This window comes from Limnoglobus sp., from assembly GCF_059499385.1.
Window position 1 is genome coordinate 42,945 of record NZ_JCABYM010000021.1, and the last position, 14,453, is coordinate 57,397.

Here is a 14,453-nt window from a genome sequence, read left to right on the forward strand (position 1 = left end):
GCGCCACCCCCGACCGCGGACATATCCGCGCGGGGGTGGTTGTGTTTTGTGGCGCGGTGCTTCTCGATCTGGTGTTGAACAAGTCGTGATGCTACCCTGGCCGCCGGAGGACATTCCTATGACGACTGCGACGCTGCCCGCCGCCCGCCCGGCCCACGGCCCAGTGCCCGCGCAAACGCCGGGGCAGAAGCTCTGGACGGTCGAGCAATTCCATTACCTCGGCGACCTCGGCGTCTTCGAGGGCCGGCGGGCCATGCTCATCGACGGCGAAATCCTGGAGGAAGGCCCGATGAACCCGCCCCACGCCATCGCCGCCACGAAGACCGAGGACGCGGTTCGCGATGCGTTCGGCAAGGGGTGGCACGTCCGCGCGTCCAAGCCGTTGGTTCTCGGCCTAGACATCGACCCGGAACCCGATGTCGCGGTTGTTCCAGGTCGCCCTGGGGATTACACGTCGCACCCCACGACGGCCCCCCTAGTCATCGAAGTCAGCGACACGTCGCTGAGTTACGACACGACGCAGAAGCTCGGCCTCTACGCCGCGGCCGGCATTCGAGACTATTGGGTGCTGGACATCAACGGCCGACAGCTCCTTGTCTTCCGCGACCCCGTGACTGATCCGGCTGCCGCTCGCGGCCACCGATACGCCACCGTGCAGACGTTCGGCCCCGCCGATTCCGTCGCGCCGCTCGCCGTCCCGACCGCCACGCTCCGCGTCGCGGACCTGCTGCCCTGAGGTACGGAGGTTTTGGCGATTAGCCGGTCAACCAGTCCAGCACTAGGCAACCGGCATGATGATGGTGTCCGGCCCGAAGGTGTTTGAGAACAAGTTTGTTCTCGAATCCCATTTCTTCCAAGGCGTCCGCCAGAGCGTACAACCCGTCCAAGGATCCGGACGACGCGATGCCGCGGGCCAACGACCGGCTTGTCCGCGCCGGTAGGGTTTGGAGTTCCTCGGCGGCCCCTTCGAGGAACTCCGTGCCGTCCCCGTCGGAACGGTACACGCACGTCGGGTTGAAGGCAAAGCCGTGCGGCAACCAACACTCGGTTTGCTCGCCGCCGACCGCGTGCCTTCGGGGGCAAAGCCAGTTCATCGACTTCATTTCCGCCGTGGGGCCGCAACACCCGGTCATGCTCTTGGCGTCCTGATCGTGCTGACCGGTCAGCACATCCTGAGTGTGAATCACAAACACGCCCGGCTCGAATCCGTCTTCGCCCGGCGAAATCACATACGTCCCTTGCGCGACGTAGGGCTGACTGTCACCGACGGCTACGCGGGTTCGACTCGCGAGTTCTACGGGCCGACAAAGTGCCATGTGACAGCGTCGGCAGCGAAACTCCACACGGGCTGTCAACACGGTCGTTCCCCTCACGGCAAGAGTGCCAACAGTTTACCGGATTCTCCCCTTCGTCGATTCACTCCCCGCTCGCGTTCCTAAAATAGCTGATGAACTCCCACGCCGCCCGCACGTCGGGTTGACGCCGTTTCGCGTTCCGCGTCACAATGCCCGACTTCCCGGCCCCTCGGACAAAGACGACATGCTGATTCGCGCGTTAGCGATTGCCCTGATTCTCGGTTCCACACTCATCGGGTGCGGGCCGCAGGACGACATCCAGACGTACAAGGTTCCGAAGCCGGTGGACGTGCCGCTGGAGGAGCTCACCGGCGACTACCAAATCCTCGGCGGCATGTTCCCGGACGACGACCCGGCGTGGTTCTTCAAGTTCCCCGGCAAGGCGAGCGACCTCGCCCCCTACGCGGCCGACTTCGAGAAGATGCTGGCGACCGTCCGGTTCCCGAACGGGCTGAAGAACCAGCCGACGTGGGACACGCCGAAGGGCTGGGAGGTCGGCGAGGGCCGCGGCGAGATCGTACTAGCAACGGTCTACCCGGACCCCAAGAACAAGCAGCTCGAAGTCTCGCTCTCGTCGTCCCGCGGCGGGGCGTTCGGCAACGTCAAGCGGTGGGCCGGGCAGCTCGGCCAGGAGAAGTTCAACCCCGGCTACCTCGCCAAGTACAGCAAGCCGGTGGCGGCCGACAAGGTGGCCGGCGCGTTCGTGTCGCTCCGCGGCCCGAAGGCCCCGCCGCCGCCCGGCGGCGGCCCCATGATGATGGGCAAGCCGCACCCCTAACCGCACTCCCCACGACCGAGGCTTCGGTATTTCCATGTCCGCTCCCGACGAAACGACGGCCCCGCAGACGCCGGCCTGGGACCAGGTGAAGAAGGTCCTGAAGCCGCTGGCGTCGTTGCAACTGACGGTCGTGCTGTTCGCGCTCGCGATGGTGCTCGTCTTCTTCGGCACGCTCGCGCAGATGAACGACGGCATCTGGACGGTCGTGGACCAGTACTTCTGGTCGATGGTCGTGTGGATTCCCTTCGACCTGATCGCGAAGTTCGGGCACGTCTTCTTCTTCCTGCCGACGAGCGTTCACCTGCCCGGCTCGTTCCCGTTCCCGGCCGGCAAGCTCCTCGGGTTCGCCATGCTTGTGAACCTGACGGCCGCGCACCTCGTGCGGTTCCGCGTCACCTGGAGGCGGGCCGGCATCCTCGTCATCCACGCCGGGCTGATCCTCCTGTTCGTCGGCGAGGCGATCACCCGCGAGGCGCAGGTCGAGCAGCGGATGATTATCGACGAAGGGAAGTCGGTCAACTTCGCGGAGAACAACCGGAAGTACGAACTCGCGTTCGTCCGGAGCGAGCCGGACGGCGACGTGGTCACGGCGGTGCCACAGTCGCGGCTCGTCCCCGGCGAGCGCGTCAGCCACCCGGACCTGCCCTACGATCTGGAAACACTGGAGTACATGGACAACTCCGAACTCGGCAACCCGACCGGCGACAACCGGGCGACGGCCGGGGCCGGCACGGAGGTGATCGCGAAGAAGCTGCCCCAGGTGTCCGGCGTGGACACCAGCCAGCGGGACGACGTGCCGAGCGTCTACGTCCGGTTCCTCGACAAGGCGACCGGCGCGGACAAGGGCACGTACCTATTCTCCAAGTTCCTGAAGGCCGAGCCGCTGACCGTCGGCGACGCGAAGCTGACCGCCATCCTGCGGAACGTCCGGTACTACAAGCCGTTCACGATCCACCTCGTGGACTTCCGGCACGACAAGTACACGGGGACGGAAAGCCCGAAGAACTACTCCAGCGACATCCGGCTGATCGACCCGGAACAGGGCATCGACCGGACGCAGCGGATCGCGATGAACGAGCCGCTCCGCCACCGGGGGGAGGCGTTCTACCAGCACAGCTTCGACCGCGCGACCGAGTCGTACACCGTCCTGCAGGTCGTGCGGAACCCCGGCTGGATGATCCCGTACGTCTCGTGCGTGATGGTCGGCCTCGGCATGGCGGTCCACTTCGGCATGATGCTGGTGGCGTTCCTGCGGAAGCAGCGGGACCGCGGCGGGCTGTCGCTCGTCGCCCCGTCGGTCACCGCGCAGACGACGGACCCCTACGTGAAGTGGGTTCCGTGGGCCGTCCTCGGCCTCGCGGCACTTTACCTCCTGGCCCACGCCGGGCGGATGTACCCGCCGAAGGAGCCGTACAACTTCGTCGCCGCGTCGAGCATTCCCGTGATCGACGGCGGACGGGTGAAGCCGCTCGACACGTTCGCCCGCGTCAACCTCCGGGTCATCAGCGGCCGGGAGACGGTCAAGGACGCCGACGGCGACACGGTGCCGGCGATCAAGTGGTTCTTCGACCTCGTGAAGGCCGGCCAGGGGTTCGGCCGCGGCCCCGCCTCGAAGTACAAGTTCATCAAGATCGACAACGACCAGGTGCTCGCCACGCTCAAGCTCGAGCCGCGGTCCGGGTTCCTTTATTCCATCAGTGAACTTGGCGCGGAGGTGCAGAAACTCGGCAAGGACGCGCAGGCGGCGAAGAACAAGAAGCGGAACAATCAGCCGATCGACCTGTACGAGGCGAAGGCTATCGAGACGGCCGACCGGCTGAACCTGCTCGTCGCCATCAACCAGATGTCTGTGCCGCTCGTCGCCCCGTCGCCGACGAACGCGGAGGACTACGTTCCCCTGCCGGACGCGCTCGAGACGCTCCGCGAGGAGTCGCTAAAGCGGGTGCTGCCGAAGTTCGACCTCCCGCTGAGTACGGACACGGAGAAACTGCCGAAGGAGCAGCAGGACAAGCTCGCCGGGCCGTTCGCCGAGACGATGGCCGCGGTCGAGGCGGAGAACCCGGCCGTCGCGTTCTGGGCGAAACTGTTCAAGGCGTACTCCCGCGAGAAGCCGGACGAGTTCAACCAGATTCTCGCGGAGAACGCCGACAAGCTGACGCTTCAGGGCGCGACACCGGCGAAGATGAAGCTCGAAACGTTCTACAACGCCTTCGCCCCGTTCTACGAGTGCATCGGCCTGTACGTCGGGGTCATCCTCCTGTGCATCGCGAGCTGGTTCGGCCACGCCGAGGCGTTCCGCAAGTCCGCGTTCTGGCTCATGGTCCTCACCGCCGTCATCCACGGGGCGGCGCTCATCGCCCGGATGTCGATCCAGGACCGGTGGCTCGTGTTCGTGACGAACCTCTACTCGTCCGCCATCTTCATCGGGTTCGGGTGCGTCGTCCTCGGCCTGCTACTGGAGAGGGTCTACCCCATCGGCATCGGCAACCTGATCGGTGCGATCCTCGGTGTGCTGACGACGATCGTGTCGCACCAGATCGGGGCCGGCGGCGACACGCTGGAGATGATGCAGGCCGTGCTCGACACGAACTTCTGGCTGGCCACGCACGTCACCTGCGTGACGTTCGGGTACACGGCCACGTTCGTGGCCGGGGCGATCGGGATCGCCTACGTCATCGCCGGGCTGTTCACGCGGGCGGTCACCCCGGAGCTGAACAAGACGTTCAACAACATGCTCTACGGCGTGGTCGCGTTCGCCACGCTGCTCAGCTTCGTCGGCACGGTCCTCGGCGGCATCTGGGCCGACCAGTCGTGGGGCCGGTTCTGGGGCTGGGACCCGAAGGAGAACGGGGCCGTGCTGATCGTGATCTGGAACGCGCTCATCCTGCACGCCCGATGGGCCGGGCTGGTGAAGACGCGGGGGATCGCGCTGTTGGCGATTGCCGGGAACATGGTGACGGTGTGGAGTTGGTTCGGCACGAACCAACTCGGCATCGGGCTGCACGCCTACGGGTTCGACAACACGCTGGCGATGGTCTGCACCGGCCTGTGGGTGTCGCACGCGATGCTCGTCGGCCTCGGCCTCGTGCCCCTGGAGCACTGGCTGAGCTTCATGCCGAAGGACGGGGCGGCGACCGTGACGGCGACGACGAACCGGGTGTCCGTCGCGGCGGCCACGCCGGAGCCGGCGGCCAACGGCAACGGGCCGCAAGCCGGGAAGAAGGCGAAGAAGAGACGGTAACGCCCGACGAGTCGTTCGTACAGACGGCCGGGGCGCGAGGGCAATTGGTTCCCGCGCCCCGGCCGTCTGTACGAATTTACATTGTACGTGTCGCGTCAACCCAGGTGGCGATTCCGCCACGGGGGGCCACCCGTGGCGGTGGCGGCGGTGGCGGTGTCGCCTGTCATTCCGGCAGGCTCAGGCCGGCTGGGCACACGTCGGCACGGCCGGGGACCGTAACGGCCGCCGCGGCTTCTTCTGGGGCAAGGCCCCGGTCGGCTCGGGGCTGCTGAGCGTGTACGACACGCACTTCGGGCACGGCCGCGACTCGATCGCCTCCCGCTCCGCTTCGGACCACGTCCCGGCCAACGTCCAACTGTGCGCGCACGCGGCACACGAAACCGTCCATGTGGGCTTCACGGGTCACCTGGATATTTTGGTTTGATCGTCGGCGGGGTCACCCGACGGCGGACGTTGACGTGGACCTGGGCAACTGGGGCCGACCTGGGTTCGGGGTCAGTACTGGGGCCGCTTGTCGGCCGCCGGGAACCCCCGGTAGCCGCGTGCGACCCACACCTTCCAACCGCCGACCGTCACTCCGTTTTCCCGGTATTCCACGCGGTAGGGTCCGTCGCGTCGCTCGAACACCGCGTCCATGTCGGGCATCTTCTCGCCGACGTACACGAACGTCCGCCCCGCGAAGGCTTGCGCGTCGGCCACCGGGTTCGGCCGCCAAACGTCGTACTGGCTGAACCGGTCGCTGAGGGCGACCCCGAACGTGTAAACTTGAGGGTTTCCGGCACAATAGAACGCGAGTTCGCCGGGCACATTCCACGTCATCGTCCCGATCAGCGGCCCTTGCCCATCTTCCCGCCGGACTTGCTCCCGCAGCTCGTCCACCGCGGCGGCGAGGTGCTTCCACCCGCGGAGCCGGGCCGTCGGGTCGAGGTTGCGGACCGGGGCGAGGCGATCATCTGTTGGTTCTGGGGCCAGGCTTGCGAAGACGGGCAGGGCCAACTGCGGAAACCGCGTGACGACGCCGAGCGCGACGCAAAGCGTCGTGCCGAGGACGAGGCAGCCGAGGACGAGGCGGCGGTAAGCGACGGACGGCGACCGCAGTTGGTCGGCGAGCCACGCCACGCAGAGGACGAACCCCGGCAAGTACGCGACGCCGGGCCAGTTCGGTTGCACCTTTACCCGCAGCGAGAACGGCACGAGCAGCAGCACGAGCGGCACCGAGGTCCACCACAGGAACGCGAACGGCCGGGAAGTTTTCCCCGGTCGGTACGCCCACGCCGCGGCCGCCCAGACGCAGAACCAGTAGCCGGCGAGGACGCCGAATTGCCCGGCGAGGTAGTCCAGCGGGCCGAACCATTTGAACCCGATCTTCGGCCCGGTGGCGAACCCGGCCTGCCCGAACAGGTGGCGGACGCCGAGCCAGTCGTGGGCCGCGTTCCAGACGACGATGGGCAGCAGGCCGAGGCCGCCGAGGAGCGTCATGGTCAGGAACCCGCGGCGCGGGAACGGCCGGCGGTCGGCGAGCAGGAACAGCCCGACGAGCGGCGGGAACGCGAGCATGGTGTACTTCGTCAGCGTGCCGACCGCGACGGCGAAGCCGGCCAGGAGCCAGGCCCGACGGTCGCCGTCGAAGATCGCGCGGCGGGCGAACACGAGGGCCCACGCCCAACAACAGAGGAACGGGGCGTCGATGGTCATGAGGACGGCCCCGGCGCAGATCGGCGGCAGCGTGATTGCAAACGCGACGACGGCGAGACCCAACTTGTCGGTACCGAGGGACCGGCGGGCGAGCGCGAACAGCGCCATCAGCGCGAGCGCGTTGCAAACGACGGCCGGCAGCCGGACGGCGAAGGTCGTGTCGCCGAGCAGGGCGCAACTGCCGCGGATGATCCACGCGACGAGCGGCCCCTTGCTGTAGTAGCTCCAATCGAGGCGGCGGGACCAGTCCCAGTAGTGCGCCTCATCCGGCGAGAGGTCGAGCGGCGAGACGAGCAGGTAAAGGGCGTTGACGATCGCGAACGCAAGGATGACGAGGTAAGCAACAGCAGCGGACGACGGCCGGAGGCAGACCGGCGTTCGCGGACGAATCGCAACCGCGTTGAGGGTGGGCATCCTGCCATGGTCCGCGGAGAAAGGCCCCATCTAACTCGGTGACGACGCCGAACGTCAAGGGGAAGTGGCGAGCCGAGCGGCGTCAGCCGCCGGGTAAGTGGCACTCACCCGGCGGTTGACGCCGCTCGGCTCGCCAGGGCGGTCGCCGGCCGCCACCCCAGCATGACGAATGCCAAGCCGCCGAGGACCAGGAACACGTATCCCGCCGGGTTCACCGCACTCGGCAAGACGAATGGCAGCCACAACACGGAACACTCCGGCACGTACCAGAGCACGAACTCGGTCTGGTAGTTCTCGCCGACGAACGCGGCCATCAATCCCGGCCCGAACGCGAACCCGCTCGCCCCAACCCAACACGACAGCACGACCGCCAGCAGCACGAGCAGCTTCTTGCCGCGGCCGCCGTCCGGCGCGGCGGACAGCTTCGCGAGGACCAGCGACGCCGGCAGCGACGCGAACAGCAACATCCGCGGCCCCCACGCGAGGCCGCCGTACCACGCCCACCACTTCGCGTACACCAGCAACAGACCGACCGTGAACGCGACCCACATCCGCACGATCAGCCGCCCGCGGTCTTCCATCGCACACGGCAGGAACAGCCCCGGCGTGAAGAAGACGAGGCCCTTGCCGAACGAGAACAGCAACGACAGCACGCCGAAGAAGAACGGGTAGCTGAACCCCGGCCGGCCGGAGAACGGCAGCACCGTCGGCACGCCGGCGTCGTTCTCGTACCCCGTCGCGAACGGCGACCCGCGGGCCAACCAGTTCTCGCCGAGGATCACCGCGGCCACGGCCGGCAGCACGATTAGCGCAGAGAATCGGCGTTCGTGCCGGCAGTACACGGCGACCGCGAGCGCCAGGCCCACGGCCGTCGCCGGGGTGTTCGCCACGCCGAGCGCGACGAGCGGCCAGCCCCACCACGCCCGCCGTGCGACGACCCCGGCCGTACCGACCGCGACCGTCATCGCCGTGAACGTCTCGCCGAAGTAGTTCAACGTGTTCGCCGGGAACATCGAACCGACGACGAGTAGCAACAGGAATCGACTGCGAACGTCGTCGGGAAGGATCGGCCGAAGCAGTCGGGAAAGGGCCAGCACGCCGACGACGAAGAGGAGCCAGTTGTATTGGACGAGGATCATCTCCCCCGTCCCGAACGTCCGGTCGAGCAGCAGCAGCGGGGCGGAAAAGACCGGGCCGACGTGCGAGAACTTCGGGGCGGCGGACGAGCCGCGATCCACGACGTTTCGCAAGTTGTCGTACCGCACGCGGCCGTCGCTCTCGACCGCCTTCGGACCGAACACCATCACCGCGAGCGCGAGGACGACGACCGCCCTCACTTCTTCGCCTTCGCGACCGCCAGGTGAACCTTCGCCACGTCCCACATGTAATGGCTGATGACGTACTTCTCGACGGCCGGCGTCAGGTGCTCGATCACCTTCTTGGTGTCACCCTCGGCCTCGTACCACAGGGCGACGTAGAGGTGGCCGTAGAACCGGGCCTCCTTCCCAGCCTCCGTCTTCGCGTCCACTTTTTCCGCGGCCGCCGTCACGTCCTCCGGCTTCAGCTTCCCGGCGTACAGCTTTTGAATTTCGGCCATCGGCACGCGGGCGTCCTTCGTCACGTCGATCAGTTCCTTCGCCGCCTTCTCCTTGCCGATCACCTTCACGTTGCACAGGTAGTGCCAGACGGCGTTCTCCACGTCCTGCGGGTTGACCGTCTTGTGCGTCTCGAACTGCTTGACGCCCTCCTTGTGCTTCCCGGCGTAGTAGTACGCGATGCCCCGCCGCCAGTGGTCCGGCTCGAACTTCGGGTTCGCCTTCAGGAACGTGTCGAAGTCGGCGATGGCTTCCGCGAACTTGCCGAGCTTCAGGTACGAGTCGCCGCGGCGGTCGTACAGGAGCGGCGTGTCCGGGTCGGCCTTGATCGCGGCCGTGAACGCCTCGACGGCCTTCTCGTGCTCCCGCTTCGCGGCCAGGGCCGTCGCCTTCTGGTACAGGGCCTCCGGGTCGGTGTCGTCCGCCGCGCCGGGCACGGCGAACCCGAGGGCGAAGAGCGCGGGGAGTGCGAATCGCATGGCGAGAACCTCGCGGACATCCGGCGGGCGGGACCTACAATGGCACGCATACGTTTATCCGGAGACTACTGTATGAGCGACCGGCCGGACAAGGAACAGATGATGCGGATCGTCATGCCCGCCCTCGCGATCGCCGCGGTGATCGTGCTGATCGGCCTCCTGATCGCGAACCGGGACAACCCGGACACGTCCGGCCCCGGCGGGGCCAAGAAGGTGAACTTCGACCCGAAAACGAACCTGCCCGAGGGGCTGAAGCCGGAGGAGGTGAACGCGGACGGGCTGACGCTCGACAAGCCGTCCGACACGGCCCCGGAGTGGAAGGTCGCCCCGGACCCGGCCGACGCGGGGCTGAAGTTTTGGGACGTGAAGGAAGGGTCCGGGTTGCCCGCCCAGGCCGGCGCGACGGTCACGATCCACTACACCGGGTGGACGCTCGACGGGAAGATCTTCGACAGCAGCGTGAAGCGGAACGAGCCGACCACGTTCCCGCTCGGCGACCTCATCCCCGGCTGGCAGAAGGGCATCCCCGGCATGAAGCCGGGGGGCGTCCGCCGGCTCTACATCCCCTGGCCGATGGCCTACGGCGAACAGGGGCGGCCGCCGAGCATCCCGCCGAAGGCCGACCTGATCTTCGAGATCAAACTGTTCGCCGCCAAGTGACCCCACCCCCGTTCGGAGGTTTCGATGATTCGCACGATCACCGCGGTCGTCCTGGCGCTGGCGCTCGCCGGCGGCGCGGCGGCCGAGGACAAGAAGGCCGCCCCGAAGCTGCCGCCGCTCGACGCGAAGGAGTGGAAGGACCTCAAGGACGGCGACGGCCTCAAGGTCTGGGACGTGAAGGAGGGCAAGGGCGAGGCCGCGACGGCGTCGGCCATCGTCACCATCCACTACACCGGTTGGCTGACCGACGGGACCGTTTTCGACAGCAGCGTCCTCCGCGAGAAGAAGGCGACGTTCCCGCTCGACAACCTCATCCCCGGCTGGAAGAAGGGCATCCCCGGCATGAAGCCCGGCGGCGTCCGCCGGCTGCACATCCCGTGGAAGCTCGCCTACGGCGAGGACGGGCGGCCGCCGCGAATTCCTGCGAAGGCGGACCTCGTGTTCGAGGTCGAACTCTTCGCCGCCCTCAGCGCCCCGTCCGCGGACGCGAAGGAGTGGAAGGAACTCAAGGACGGTGACGGGATCAAGTACTGGGACGTGGCCGAGGGCAAGGGGGACGAGTGCAAGCCCGGCGCGACGGTCACGATCCACTACACCGGGTGGACGCTGGACGGGAAGATGTTCGACAGCAGCGTCACCCGCGGCGAGGCGGCCACGTTCCCGCTCGGCGACCTCATCAAGGGGTGGCAGAAGGGCATCCCCGGCATGAAGCCCGGCGGCAAGCGGCGGCTACTCATCCCATGGAAGCTCGCCTACGGCGAGGAGGGCAGCCCGCCGACCATCCCGGCGAAGGCCGACCTGATCTTCGAAGTCGAACTGTTTGAATCCAAGTAACTCTCACGCAAGGACACGGCATCATGACATTCCCCCCCATCGACGCGCCGGAGTGGAAGGACATCGGCGGCGGGCTGAAGCAGTGGGAGGTTACCGAAGGGACGGGCACGGCCGTCCCGGCCGGCGCGTCCGTGACGTGCCACTACACCGGGTGGCTGACGGACGGCAAGAAGTTCGACAGCAGCCTGGACCGCGGGCAGCCGATCACGTTCCCGCTGAACGGCGTCATCCAGGGGTGGCAGAAGGGCATCCCCGGCATGAAGCCGGGCGGCGTCCGCCGGCTGCTCATCCCTGGGGCGATGGCCTACGGCAGCCGTGGCATCCCCGGCACGATCCCGCCGAACGCGACGCTGGTGTTTGAAGTGAAGCTGGTGAAGTGAGTTGCCCGACGCGCCCACGGACGTTCGTCCGTGGGCTTTCAGCCCCTCTTTTTCTTCTCGAACTCCTCGACGGCGAGAATCTGGTCCGTCGTTTCGATCGACCCCTGCCGGAGCTGCCGCACCTTCTCGACGGCGGCGTCCGCCGTCAGCCCCTGGGCCACGAAGTAGGCGGCGAGGACCGTGCCGGTCCGCCCCTTCCCGGCGGCGCAGTGGATCGCGACCCCCAGGCCGCTCTTGTTCGCCCGCTGGACCGCGTCGAGGATCGTCTCGAACTGCCTATGGCTCGGCGCGCCCATGTCCGGGACGGGGACGTGAACGAGCATGAGGCCGGCCTCGTTGACCCACTGCCGCGGGGTCGGTGTTTCCGTGAGCGAGACGAGGACTTCGATGCCGTTGCGGCGGAGCCACTTGAGGTCGTCGGCGGAGTCCGGAAACGCGAGGGCCGCCAAGTGCGGGCGATCGACCCAACTGAACGCGGGCGGCGGCATCGGGAACCTCGCGGGGGCGGGTCGGGCTATCGTAGTCGGCCGGCCGGCCCGCGACAGGTGACGATTTCCCACAGCTCGTGCGCGAGCCGGTCGGCGGCGAGTCGCGTGTCGAGGGCGAGTCGGCGGAACTCGCCGGCGAGGCTCGGTTGTACGAGTAGCGAGGCGGCCGCCCTAACCGGCGAGACGCGACCGCCGGCCAGCAGTCGGACGAGCCGCGGCGAGAGGGCGGTGTCGGCCGCGTCCGAGACGGCCTTCACGGCGAGGAACGGCAGGTCGCGGGCGACGCAGGCGGCGCGGACGTGGGCGGCCTCCATGTCCACGACATCGGCGAAAGTTCGTTCGCGGAGGAGACGCTTCTCTTCGGGCGTGGCGACGAGCTGCGGCACGGTGAGGAGTGTGAAATCGTTGAGAACCGGATATGGCGAGCCGAGCGGCGTGAGCCGCAGGGTTGCGTCACACACCCGGCGGCTCACGCCGCTCGGCTCGCCGTCATAGAGCATCGTGCAGACGCCCACGTCGCCGACCCGTAACGCCGGGTTCAGCGCCCCGCAGAACCCGGCCGAGATCACCAGGCCCGCGGTGCCGACGCCTTCCGCCGTTCGCCGGGCATTCCCCGGCCCGACGCCGCTGACCAGAACGCGAACCGGGAGGCGGTCTCGCCGCGCGATCGCGCGAAACGGGGCCGCCTCCCGGTCGAGGGCGAAGATGACGACTACGTCAGTTGCCACTTGAGCATCTTCCAGGTGTCGCTGATCTTGCGGTTCACGCCGAGGGCGGCCGCGACCTCGTACCCGCTGTGCATCATGCAGTGCTCGCACCGCGGGTCCTTGCCGTACCCGTACTTGTCCCAATCCGTGTCGTTCATCAGTTCGTCGAAGCTCGCGTGATGGGTGTCCGTGATGAGGTAGCACGGCCCCTTCCACCCCTTCACGTTGCGGGTCGGGCTGGCCCACGCCGCACACGTCAGGTCGCGCTTCCCTTGCAGGAACTCCTTGTACACCGGCGACGTGTTCATCTTGTACTTGCGGAACAGCCCGTCCGCCTGGTTGAACTTCTCCATGATCTGTTGCCGGGTGAGGAAGATTTCCGCCGCCCCGTCCGGGTTGGTGCTGCACACGGCCGCGTACCCGTAGGCCGGGGAGAGCATGAACCCGTCCACGCCGAGCTTCGTGAGGAATGCGTACAATTCGTCGATCTCGGCCATGTCCGTTTCGCGGTAGACGGTCGTGTTCGTGCAGACCAAGTGCCCCGCCGCCTTCGCCGCCTTGATGCCTTCGACCGCCTGGTCGAACACGCCGTCGCGCTCGACGGCCAGGTCGTGCGTCTTCCGCATGCCGTCGAGGTGGACGTTGAAGAAGAACCGGCTGGTCGGCTTGAACAGGTCGAGCTTCTTCTTCAGGAACACGCCGTTCGTGCAGAGGTAGATGTGCTTCCGCCGCTGAAGGATGCCCTTCGCCAGCTCGCCAATGCCGGGGTAAATTAGCGGCTCGCCGCCGCAGATGCTGACGATCGGCGCGCCGGCCTCGTCCACGGACGCGAGGCACTCCGCGACCGACAGCTTCTGCTTGATCGTGCTCTCGTACTCGCGGATACGGCCGCACCCGGTGCAGGTCAGGTTGCACGCGTGCAGCGGCTCCAACATCATGACGAGCGGGAACCGCTTCTCGCGGCGGAGCTTCTTCTTGACCATGTACCCGGCCATGTCGGCCGTCAGGCTCAGGGGGAAACGCATGGAAGTTCCTTCAGAGGTTGGCCACTGATCGACACGGATGAAAACGGATCAGAAGAAATCATGCCTTGTTTTGATCTGTGATTTCTGTGTTCATCTGTGGCTCAAATTCCAGTACCGGCCGAGGGCCATGAGCGGGAAGTAGTGGGCGTACAGGTGGTACTTCAGGTAGAAGACCTTCGGGAAGCCCGTCCCGGTGAACGGCTCCTCGTCCCACGTCCCGTCGGCGGACTGCTCCGCGATCAGGTACTCGACCCCGGCGCGGGCCTCCGGGCCGTCTGCCTCGCCGGCGGCGAGCAGGCCGAGGAGTGCCCACGCCGTCTGCGACGGGGTCGATTCCCCCTGACCCGCGAGGGCCGGGTCGTCGTAGCTGCCGCAGGTTTCGCCCCAGCCGCCGTCGGCGTTTTGGTGTTCCTTCAGCCACCGGACGCCGCGACGGGCCATCGGGGCGGTCATGTCGAACCCGACGGCCGCGAGGCCGGCGAGCACCTGCCACGTGCCGTAGACGTAGTTCACGCCCCACCGGCCGAACCACGACCCGTCCGCCTCCTGCGTGCGGGCGATGAACCGGACCGCCGCATCGACGTGCGGCCGGCCGACGCGGTGGCCGTAGTGCGCGAGGGCTTCGAGCACGCGGGCGGTGATGTCCGGGCAGCTCGGGTCGAGCATCGCGTTGTGGTCGGCGAACGGGACCTTCGTGAGCACCTGCTTGTTGATGTTCCGGTCGAACGCGGCCCACCCGCCGTCCGAGTTCTGCATGGCGAGCAGCCAGTTGACCGCGCGGGCGGCCGCCGGCTCGGACTTC

At 67.3% G+C, this 14,453-nt stretch carries 14 protein-coding genes and 1 pseudogene; 6 read left to right on the forward strand and 9 right to left on the reverse strand.

Annotation, left to right across the window (positions count from 1 at the left end; genetic code table 11):
• The first annotated feature begins 118 nt into the window (after nucleotides 1-118).
• Entirely contained in the window at nucleotides 119-736 is a 618-nt protein-coding gene (locus AC5JJ2_RS03570) for a Uma2 family endonuclease (RefSeq protein WP_495856584.1), read from the forward strand.
• Between the two features lie 19 nt (nucleotides 737-755).
• Here AC5JJ2_RS03570 and AC5JJ2_RS03575 read toward each other — a convergent pair whose 3' ends face one another.
• Nucleotides 756-1,229 carry a hypothetical protein gene (locus AC5JJ2_RS03575; protein WP_495856585.1) on the reverse strand — a complete coding sequence of 158 codons (474 nt, stop codon included), beginning with the start codon at nucleotides 1,227-1,229 and terminating at the stop codon, nucleotides 756-758.
• Between the two features lie 310 nt (nucleotides 1,230-1,539).
• Between AC5JJ2_RS03575 and AC5JJ2_RS03580 the strand changes: the two genes are divergently transcribed.
• Nucleotides 1,540-2,133, forward strand: coding sequence for a hypothetical protein (locus tag AC5JJ2_RS03580; protein ID WP_495856586.1), 594 nt, complete (start codon nucleotides 1,540-1,542; stop codon nucleotides 2,131-2,133).
• Nucleotides 2,134-2,167: 34 nt separating this feature from the next.
• Nucleotides 2,168-5,374: a cytochrome c biogenesis protein gene (locus tag AC5JJ2_RS03585; protein WP_495856587.1), complete on the forward strand. Its 3,207-nt coding sequence runs from the start codon at nucleotides 2,168-2,170 to the stop codon at nucleotides 5,372-5,374.
• 177 nt (nucleotides 5,375-5,551) lie between these two features.
• Here the strand turns inward: AC5JJ2_RS03585 and AC5JJ2_RS03590 are convergent, their stop codons facing one another.
• The 4 genes from AC5JJ2_RS03590 to AC5JJ2_RS03605 all read right to left on the reverse strand — a co-directional run bounded on the left by AC5JJ2_RS03590 (nucleotide 5,552) and on the right by AC5JJ2_RS03605 (nucleotide 9,557).
• Nucleotides 5,552-5,773, reverse strand: a complete 222-nt coding sequence (locus AC5JJ2_RS03590; protein WP_495856588.1) for a hypothetical protein — start codon at nucleotides 5,771-5,773, stop codon at nucleotides 5,552-5,554.
• A gap of 96 nt (nucleotides 5,774-5,869) precedes the next feature.
• On the reverse strand, nucleotides 5,870-7,483 hold the full coding sequence (locus tag AC5JJ2_RS03595; protein ID WP_495856589.1) for an ArnT family glycosyltransferase: 1,614 nt from the start codon (nucleotides 7,481-7,483) through the stop codon (nucleotides 5,870-5,872).
• A gap of 104 nt (nucleotides 7,484-7,587) precedes the next feature.
• On the reverse strand, nucleotides 7,588-8,820 hold the full coding sequence (locus AC5JJ2_RS03600; RefSeq protein ID WP_495856590.1) for a hypothetical protein: 1,233 nt from the start codon (nucleotides 8,818-8,820) through the stop codon (nucleotides 7,588-7,590).
• Nucleotides 8,817-9,557, reverse strand: coding sequence for a tetratricopeptide repeat protein (locus AC5JJ2_RS03605; RefSeq protein ID WP_495856591.1), 741 nt, complete (start codon nucleotides 9,555-9,557; stop codon nucleotides 8,817-8,819). The genes AC5JJ2_RS03600 and AC5JJ2_RS03605 overlap by 4 nt, the downstream gene beginning before the upstream one ends.
• Before the next feature lie 72 nt (nucleotides 9,558-9,629).
• Between AC5JJ2_RS03605 and AC5JJ2_RS03610 the strand changes: the two genes are divergently transcribed.
• From AC5JJ2_RS03610 to AC5JJ2_RS03620, 3 genes are read left to right on the forward strand one after another with little or no spacing between them, the layout of a single operon-like run.
• Entirely contained in the window at nucleotides 9,630-10,217 is a 588-nt protein-coding gene (locus AC5JJ2_RS03610; RefSeq protein WP_495856592.1) for an FKBP-type peptidyl-prolyl cis-trans isomerase, read from the forward strand.
• A 24-nt stretch (nucleotides 10,218-10,241) separates the two neighbouring features.
• Complete coding sequence (locus AC5JJ2_RS03615) at nucleotides 10,242-11,051, forward strand: FKBP-type peptidyl-prolyl cis-trans isomerase (RefSeq protein ID WP_495856593.1); 810 nt, start codon at nucleotides 10,242-10,244, stop codon at nucleotides 11,049-11,051.
• Between the two features lie 23 nt (nucleotides 11,052-11,074).
• Entirely contained in the window at nucleotides 11,075-11,431 is a 357-nt protein-coding gene (locus tag AC5JJ2_RS03620) for an FKBP-type peptidyl-prolyl cis-trans isomerase (RefSeq protein ID WP_495856594.1), read from the forward strand.
• A gap of 38 nt (nucleotides 11,432-11,469) precedes the next feature.
• On the opposite strand, the gene AC5JJ2_RS03625 is transcribed toward AC5JJ2_RS03620, so the two are convergent.
• The 4 genes and pseudogenes from AC5JJ2_RS03625 to AC5JJ2_RS03640 all read right to left on the reverse strand — a co-directional run.
• Nucleotides 11,470-11,919 carry a phosphatase domain-containing protein gene (locus AC5JJ2_RS03625; RefSeq protein ID WP_495856595.1) on the reverse strand — a complete coding sequence of 150 codons (450 nt, stop codon included), beginning with the start codon at nucleotides 11,917-11,919 and terminating at the stop codon, nucleotides 11,470-11,472.
• Between the two features lie 26 nt (nucleotides 11,920-11,945).
• Nucleotides 11,946-12,647, reverse strand: coding sequence for a phosphorylase family protein (locus AC5JJ2_RS03630; protein WP_495856596.1), 702 nt, complete (start codon nucleotides 12,645-12,647; stop codon nucleotides 11,946-11,948).
• Entirely contained in the window at nucleotides 12,632-13,651 is a 1,020-nt protein-coding gene (gene hpnH, locus AC5JJ2_RS03635) for an adenosyl-hopene transferase HpnH (RefSeq protein ID WP_495856597.1), read from the reverse strand. The genes AC5JJ2_RS03630 and hpnH overlap by 16 nt, the downstream gene beginning before the upstream one ends.
• 90 nt (nucleotides 13,652-13,741) lie before the next feature.
• Nucleotides 13,742-14,453 (reverse strand): annotated as a pseudogene (locus tag AC5JJ2_RS03640) (squalene--hopene cyclase); the annotation flags it as partial.